At 36.7% G+C, this 6621-nt stretch carries 4 protein-coding genes and 6 tRNA genes; 7 read left to right on the plus strand and 3 right to left on the minus strand.

Annotated features, from left to right (window positions below; translation table 11 throughout):
• Positions 1-10: 10 nt before the first annotated feature.
• On the minus strand, positions 11-865 hold the full coding sequence (locus DTK66_RS10435; RefSeq protein ID WP_153930596.1) for a patatin family protein: 855 nt from the start codon (positions 863-865) through the stop codon (positions 11-13).
• 452 nt (positions 866-1317) lie between these two features.
• Between DTK66_RS10435 and DTK66_RS10440 the strand changes: the two genes are divergently transcribed.
• Positions 1318-3693, plus strand: a complete 2376-nt coding sequence (locus DTK66_RS10440; protein ID WP_191668638.1) for a glycoside hydrolase family 68 protein — start codon at positions 1318-1320, stop codon at positions 3691-3693.
• A 350-nt stretch (positions 3694-4043) separates the two neighbouring features.
• On the opposite strand, the gene xerS is transcribed toward DTK66_RS10440, so the two are convergent.
• The gene (gene xerS / locus DTK66_RS10445) at positions 4044-5108 is read right to left on the minus strand and encodes a tyrosine recombinase XerS (protein ID WP_191668639.1); all 1065 of its coding nucleotides are present in this window, start codon (positions 5106-5108) and stop codon (positions 4044-4046) included.
• Positions 5109-5188: 80 nt separating this feature from the next.
• Positions 5189-5262, minus strand: a tRNA-Pro gene (locus tag DTK66_RS10450).
• A 342-nt stretch (positions 5263-5604) separates the two neighbouring features.
• On the opposite strand from DTK66_RS10450, the gene DTK66_RS10455 reads away from it, so the two are divergent.
• The 6 genes from DTK66_RS10455 to DTK66_RS10480 all read left to right on the plus strand — a co-directional run bounded on the left by DTK66_RS10455 (position 5605) and on the right by DTK66_RS10480 (position 6583).
• Positions 5605-5676: transfer RNA gene (locus tag DTK66_RS10455), tRNA-Glu, on the plus strand.
• A gap of 5 nt (positions 5677-5681) precedes the next feature.
• A tRNA-Gly gene (locus tag DTK66_RS10460) sits at positions 5682-5753 on the plus strand.
• 17 nt (positions 5754-5770) lie between these two features.
• Positions 5771-5856: transfer RNA gene (locus tag DTK66_RS10465), tRNA-Leu, on the plus strand.
• Between the two features lie 5 nt (positions 5857-5861).
• Positions 5862-5935 (plus strand) — tRNA-Pro (locus DTK66_RS10470).
• A gap of 199 nt (positions 5936-6134) precedes the next feature.
• Positions 6135-6389 carry a GlsB/YeaQ/YmgE family stress response membrane protein gene (locus tag DTK66_RS10475; protein ID WP_153931466.1) on the plus strand — a complete coding sequence of 85 codons (255 nt, stop codon included), beginning with the start codon at positions 6135-6137 and terminating at the stop codon, positions 6387-6389.
• A gap of 123 nt (positions 6390-6512) precedes the next feature.
• A tRNA-Gly gene (locus DTK66_RS10480) sits at positions 6513-6583 on the plus strand.
• The last annotated feature ends 38 nt before the right edge of the window (positions 6584-6621 follow it).

The following is a 6621-nucleotide window of genomic DNA, read 5'->3' on the forward strand; positions in this document are numbered from 1 at the left end:
TCATCCTTTATTAGTTTTCGAGATATTTAACTAATGACGGAATTGTTTCTTCACCTTCTTTACGTCCGGTCTCATAAAGGGCACGGATTTTTTTAATATTTCCTTCAATCCGTTTGATTTTAATTGGCTTAGTAGGTGCAATATTAAAAATCTTTCCTTCATGAACAAGATGACTAATTTCGGCGATTTGGTGATTATAAACTATTGGACGATTGATACCCGCTTTAGCAAATTCAGGGTGATCTTTATATACTAAATTGTAGAGGCGTTTGACAGCCGGACTTGAAGGCTTCTTTCGATAACTAATATCGCGTGTCCGTACAACAACAATTTTGTCATAACCTTGTTGTTGTGCGATATCAAATGGAATTGAATCAGTAATTCCACCATCAAGACATGGACCTTGGGCGGTTTCTTGCGGATCTGATAAAAATGGCATTGAAGAAGATGCCTTAAGAGCATTCGTGAGATCGTCGCCAATTGGATCCGTAAATAATACTGTTTTACCTGTTTTTACGGAAGTTGCAACTGCAGTAAAGTGGGAAGCAGAGCGTCGATAGGCTTCTTCGTTGAAATTTTGCCATGAATAACCATGATCTTCAAATAAATAATCAAGGTTAATAATTTGTTTCTTAAATACACGAGCCATTGATATATAGTTACGGTCATGTCGGTGGTTAATATTAATATTGGCTGCTCGACCATATTGTTTTGATACAAAATTAACCCCACATAATGAACCCGCGGATACACCAATTACACTGCGAAATTCAATGTGGTGGGCTAGAAATGTATCAACAATGCCAGCAGTATACTGACCACGGAATGCGCCACCTTCTAAAACTAATGCTGCATTATATAACATAAAAAAATACTCCTTTTTTCTCACCTAAAAGGGCTAAATTAACCATTATAATCGTGAGACACTTTTTTAATAAAATTATACAACAGTCTTACAAGAAAATATACAATTTTAAAAGCCTATTATATTAGTATTTGTAGCACTTTATAGTAAGACTCTTTTATCAAAAGAGTCTTACTATTTTAAAAATTATGAAAAACGAGCGTCTAAAAGAGCAATTAGCTCTGAGACCAAATGAAATTAATTTTAATGGGTAGTTGATCGTTTGAATTCTTCTCAGAAGGAAATACGAAAATTAAGCACCAAGGATAAGGGAAATGACTTAAAAAACTTTAATTATGAAATTTTTATGAATAAAACCTTGAGAAAGTTTGTTAAACATAATAAAATACGTATAGTAAAATGTTAAACGTTTGACAAGAAAGCTATAAAAAAAGAAACGGGGATTGGTTATCATGCTAGAACGCAAAGAACATAAAAAGATGTACAAAAGCGGTAAGAACTGGACCGTTGTCACATTATCTACTGTTGCATTAGCTTTAAGTGTATCGACGGTTAGTGCATCAGCAAATAGTACGGAAGCAAAGGAAAGTAATACGCCAGTAACTCTTCAAACTTCAACTGAAGATAATAACGCGGGTCAAAGTGTTGTGCTGGGTAGTAGTGAAGTTGCTTCTGCTAGCAGTGCAGTTACTAATGATTCTGTAAGTGTAAATAGTGCTTCATCTGTAGCTAAAGACAATGCTAGTCAATCTGCTGCTGTTTCAGCAGCTGCTTCAAGTGATAAGTCATCAGCAGCAGATGATAATAGTACAACGGCAAATACGGATGTTACTTCTAAGAATACTAATCTAAAGACTGCTACACCAGCTGTTCATGATAATAATGACAATGCTGCCAGAGATAACGATAGTGCTGATTTAAGTAGCGAAAAAACTACAGAAAAGAAAGACACTGCTAAGTTAAATAAAGAAGCTGAAAAAGTTGTTAAAAATGTCGGAATTGATCCTGCTAGTTTAACCGCTGACCAAATCAAAGCATTAAACAAACTCAACTTTTCTAAGGTTGCTAAATCTGGTACTCAGATGACTTATAACGATTTTCAAAAGATCGCTGATACATTAATTAAGCAAGATGGTCGTTATGCAGTACCATTCTTTAAGGCTAGCGAAATTAAAAATATGCCAGCAGCTACTACTAAAGATGCACAAACAAATATTGTTCAACCATTGGACGTATGGGATTCGTGGCCAGTCCAAGATGTACGAACTGGTCAGGTCGCTAATTGGAATGGCTACCAATTAGTAATCGCAATGATGGGTGTTCCTAACCAAAATGATAACCATATTTACCTTCTGTACAATAAGTACGGGGATAATGAATTAAGCCACTGGAAAAATGCTGGGGCTATCTTTGGCTATAATGCAACTGCTCTATCCCAAGAATGGTCTGGCTCTGCGGTACTAAATAGTGATAATTCGATTCAATTATTCTATACAAAAGTTGATACATCAGATAACAATACGAACCATCAAAAAATTGCAAGTGCTACGCTCTACCTAAACAACAATGACGGTAACGTATCAATTGCACAAGTGGCAAATGATCATGTTGTCTTTGAAGGTGATGGCTACTATTACCAAACTTACGAGCAATGGCGTGCAACTAATAAAGGTGCCGACAATATTGCAATGCGTGATGCTCACGTAATTGAAGACGAAAACGGCGATCGTTATTTAGTCTTTGAAGCAAGTACTGGTCTTGAAAACTATCAAGGTGATGATCAAATTTATAATTGGGTAAACTATGGAGGAAATGATGCCTTTAATATCCATAGCTTATTCCAGATTCTTTCAAATTCTGATATTAAGAGTCGTGCTACTTGGGCTAATGCTGCTATTGGTATTCTCAAGCTTAATAATGATGAAAAGAATCCCCAAGTTGCTCAAGTTTATTCGCCACTACTCTCTGCACCAATGGTTAGTGACGAAATTGAACGTCCTAATGTTGTGAAACTTGGTGATAAATATTACTTATTTGCGGCAACCCGTCTAAATCGCGGAAGTAATGATGATGCATGGATGAAAGCTAACTATGCAGTTGGCGATAATGTTGCAATGATTGGTTATGTAGCAGATAGCCTTACTGGAACCTATAAACCACTAAATGAATCTGGTGTAGTATTAACTGCTTCCGTTCCTGCAAACTGGCGAACAGCAACATACTCATACTATGCTGTGCCCGTAGCTGGTAAGGATAATCAACTCCTTGTTACTTCCTATATTACTAATCGTAACGAAGTAGCTGGTAAAGGTATGGATTCTACGTGGGCACCTAGTTTTCTGCTTCAAATTAACCCAGATAATACTACTACTGTTTTAGCTAAGATGACTAACCAGGGTGATTGGATTTGGGACGATTCAAGTGAAAACCTTAGTATGCTAGGTGATTTAGACTCTGCAGCTTTACCAGGAGAACGCGATAAACCTGTAGATTGGGATTTAATTGGTTATGGTTTAAAACAACATGACCCTAAGGAACCTGAAAATCCAACTACACCAACAACTCCAGAAACGCCAGAGACTCCTAATACTCCAAAAACACCAAAGACTCCTGAAAATCCTGGAACACCTCAAACGCCAGAGACTCCTAACACTCCAGAAGTTCCTTTAACTCCAGAAACCCCTGAAGATCCAAAGCAACCTGAAACTCAACCGGTTCAATTACCACAAACTGGTAATGCATCTAACAAAGCTGCTTTAGGACTTGGAATCGCAACTTTACTTGGAATGTTCGGTCTTGCAGGTGCTAATAAGCGTCGTTATTATTAATACAATTTTCTAACAAAAAACAAACCACTAGGCTGATTCATAGCTTAGTGGTTTGTTTTTATTTTGAAGATTTTATTTTTGGAAACTAATTTAATCATTGATCAGTCTAATGTAATTGTTGCAAATTACGTCGACAATAATAACAATGAATATGTCCGTTCTTATCTGTTAGTTTGCGAGCATGAAGACCAGAAAAGGTGTAGTGCTCGTGACAGAATGGACAGACATAATGTTTCTTTCCAAAAAAAGATGTAATAAAGCCCAAAATTTTCTCCTCCATTTAAGATATACACCGTTCTCTATTATAGCGGAGATAACGTTTGGCGAAAAGGGGATAATTCAATTTTTAATTAATCAGTTGACTTACTGATCTGATCTAAAGCCTCGCGTTGCTGTTTTTGATCAACGTGAGTATATAGGTCTGTTGCAGAAGTTCCTTTTTGTCCTAATTGTTGGGCCACTAATACTTGATCTTTTGTAACCTCATACATTTCAGACGCTAGGGTATGTCGAAGCTTATGCGGGGTGAGTGGGTGACCAAAGGCTGTCGAATATTTTTTAACCATTTTCTCAATTGCATTAGCCGTCATTCGTCTTGTCTGGTTATGGTACAAGGTAAGGAAAAAGGCTATGTCTTTCTTCAATGCATGGTATCGTTGAGCACGAATTATTTGGTAAGTCTGAATATAATTAACCGCCCAAGGAGCAATTGGCACCGAGTCTCGCTGGCCACCTTTTCGGGTAACGTCTAATAATGATTGTTTTAAGTTTAGGTCAGCAAGATTAATATTTGCGGCTTCTGATACTCTGACACCAGTACCGAGAATCAGCGCGATGATCGCTATATCACGTTCTTTATTTATTTTATATGCTGGTAAAGCTCTTTTATCACATTTATGAGGATATTCATTTTCAATAAAATTAATAAAATCGAATTTCATTTCTCCACGATACATATGTGACGCAAGAGAATGTGCACGATAATTTAAGGTCTTAGTATCATTAAGTGAATCAATTTTTAGCATGACGTTACGGTCAAAATATGAGTCACCATTATTATTATCTGCGGTAACTGTCAAAAATTTATATAAAGAACGCAATGCATTAATTGAACGGTTAATTGAAGTCGGGGAGTTCAATCGTCCCTGAGCATTAGTAGTATGCTGTAAATAATCGATATATAACATTATATCGTTTCGTCGAAGTTCAGCTAGTGTATTAACAGGTATATCCTTATTTGAAGTAGCAATAACAAGCCCACTTGAACGTAACCAGTCGAAAAAACGTCTGATTTCGGTTAAATACTGATAAGTGGTCGTAACTGCATGGTTTGTCCCTAAATAGTACTCATTAACATAATCAGGAAGGTTACTTAATTCTTCTTGAATTAATTTTATATATTTATCTGCTTCCATTAGTTTTCCTGCCTTCCTAATTAAATGGTATTAAAAAAGTCGTATGAAAGAAGATACTTCCAACGACCAAAAAATTCAAATCGGGAAAACAGGATTCGAACCTGCGACCCCCTGGTCCCAAACCAGGTGCTCTACCAAGCTGAGCTATTTCCCGTTTATAATGAACAAGTAACATTTTAGCAATTTTCTATTAAATAGTAAAGTTTTATTTTATTCATTATCTGATTATTGAAGATCTACTGAGTATTAGTAAATATAGATCTAATCAAGCAGTTAAAACTATTAACCGTCTTATATCTAATGTATAAGATGGTAATAGACTATAGACAACCATATGTAATGATGCCTCGAATACTTACATTTGCTTTTATATTTATTTTTTAAAATAATTATAAAAAAAGCCTTGCTAATTTTTGCATCACTTGGTATTATTAATAACGTTGTGAATGACAAGTTATCATTTACGATTATCGTGAGTGATTAATATAACACGTCTGACCCGTTAGTCAAGTGGTTAAGACACCAGCCTTTCACGCTGGTATCGTGGGTTCAAATCCCGCACGGGTCACTTTTGCGGAAGTAGTTCAGTGGTAGAACATCACCTTGCCATGGTGGGGGTCGCGGGTTCGAATCCCGTCTTCCGCTTAGCCAGTTCATATTATGCCGGGGTGGCGGAATTGGCAGACGCACAGGACTTAAAATCCTGCGGTTAGTGATAACCGTACCGGTTCGATCCCGGTCCTCGGCACTTTTCGGGAAATAGCTCAGCTTGGTAGAGCACCTGGTTTGGGACCAGGGGGTCGCAGGTTCGAATCCTGTTTTCCCGATCTGGCTTAAAGAACACAAGGAGAAAACTCCTTGTGTTCTTTTTTTATCCATATCTTTATACACGATGAAGTTAGCATGAAAAAACACATATAAAATAGTTAAGATAGTGCTTACTTTATTTTACTGAACTAATTACTATGGCAAAATAAAATACAAGTAATAGATGTAACAGGTTACAAGCGAAAGGAAGTGGATTAAATGTTACACTGGATCTGGGTATTGATCGTTGGTGGAATTATTGGTTTGATTGCAGGAGCAATTACAAAACGTGGTAGCTCAATGGGATGGATTGCAAATATAATTGCCGGATTGCTTGGTTCCAGTCTTGGTGAATGGATTCTTGGCTCATGGGGACCGCAAATAGCTGGAATGGCAATTATTCCATCAATTATTGGTGCAGTCGTTTTAGTAATAATTGTTTCTGTCTGTTTAGGGATTTGGCAAAAAGATTAAAACCTGCGTGAATCACCCGAAAATAGGGTGATTTTTCTATGTTTACAAAATAGTTTTTCTTTTTTTAGAAAAACTATTGCAATTTCAAAAAGAACTTGATATTATTATATTCGTCGCTGATATGCGGGTATAGTTTAGTGGTAAAACCACAGCCTTCCAAGCTGTTGTCGCGAGTTCGATTCTCGTTACCCGCTTTGTGTTAATAATTTTGGCCCGTTAGTCAAGTGGTTAA

Source organism: Limosilactobacillus walteri, assembly GCF_014830205.1.
GTDB lineage: Bacteria > Bacillota > Bacilli > Lactobacillales > Lactobacillaceae > Limosilactobacillus > Limosilactobacillus walteri.

Bases quoted from the DNA above. Each gene is read 5' to 3' on its own strand.
- DTK66_RS10440 (WP_191668638.1), top strand. From the start codon at position 1,318: ATGCTAGAACGCAAAGAACATAAAAAGATGTACAAAAGCGGTAAGAAC.
- DTK66_RS10435 (WP_153930596.1), bottom strand. From the start codon at position 865: ATGTTATATAATGCAGCATTAGTTTTAGAAGGTGGCGCATTCCGTGGT.
- xerS (WP_191668639.1), bottom strand. From the start codon at position 5,108: ATGGAAGCAGATAAATATATAAAATTAATTCAAGAAGAATTAAGTAAC.
- DTK66_RS10475 (WP_153931466.1), top strand. From the start codon at position 6,135: ATGTTACACTGGATCTGGGTATTGATCGTTGGTGGAATTATTGGTTTG.